Below are 828 nucleotides of genomic sequence, written 5' to 3' on the forward strand. Positions count from 1 at the left end.
TGAAGATAATATGATTTAAGTTAATAAGATTTTTAAGAGTTAAACCGAATTTATTCCAATAGGAGTGAGTTCGGTTTAATTAAAATTAATTAGAATTTGTCATTACGAGCGACACACCTTTGGCGATGAGCGAAGCAATCTATTTTTAGAATAGCGCTTTTCTGAATAACAATGTGGCTTCAGCCCATTGTGTTAACAATTCAAATAGAGTCACACAATGGGTTGAAACCCCTTGTTATTAGAAAGTTAACGAATTCTGATTGGATTGCTTCGGCTAAAACCTCGCAATGACGGTAAAAATTAAGTTGCGAATATGAATTTATTCTTGTCGAACTGCCGATTTCTTGCTTCTTTTTGAATTGGAATAATATTTTATCATTTTGTTTATTAATTGAGATATTGAAATATTTTCTTTTTCGGACAATTTCTCCAAATTATCCAATACTTTTCTATTCAAATAAATTGGAATTTCCATTTCTTCCATTCTTAAAAAATATTTTCCGTTTTCAAATTCTCTTATATTTTCTCCGTCTGAAAAATCGTATTCTTCTTTAATTGCAAATTCTTCGTTTTTCATTTTCCTCTCCTTGAATTAAAATCAATATATTGTTTAATTTCTTTTTTAGTCGCATACCTCGAAGATATAATTCTTATAGTTTCTTTTTTGTCATTATATTTCGTCCTATCCGTATAAACAACTACTATAATATAAAAACCTTTAATTCTGCCAATAGTTATAAATCGCTCTTCGTTAATTGAATGTTCGGCATCTTTTATTATAATAGCGTTATCGTCAGTAAAAACAAAAATAGCCTCTTCAAAAGATAT

The 828-nt window shown here is 28.6% G+C and carries 2 protein-coding genes; both read right to left on the bottom strand.

Annotated features, from left to right (window positions below; all coding sequences use genetic code 11):
* Positions 1-319: 319 nt before the first annotated feature.
* Positions 320-577 (bottom strand): hypothetical protein, encoded by a 258-nt coding sequence (locus EZH24_RS12840; RefSeq protein ID WP_137999425.1) that lies wholly within the window; start codon positions 575-577, stop codon positions 320-322.
* The coding region (locus EZH24_RS12845; RefSeq protein ID WP_137999426.1) for a BrnT family toxin at positions 574-828 on the bottom strand (255 nt) is incomplete at its 5' end. The genes EZH24_RS12840 and EZH24_RS12845, both read right to left, overlap by 4 nt.

The sequence above is a fragment of the Brachyspira catarrhinii genome (genome assembly GCF_005518285.1).
Taxonomy (GTDB): Bacteria; Spirochaetota; Brachyspiria; order Brachyspirales; family Brachyspiraceae; genus Brachyspira; species Brachyspira catarrhinii.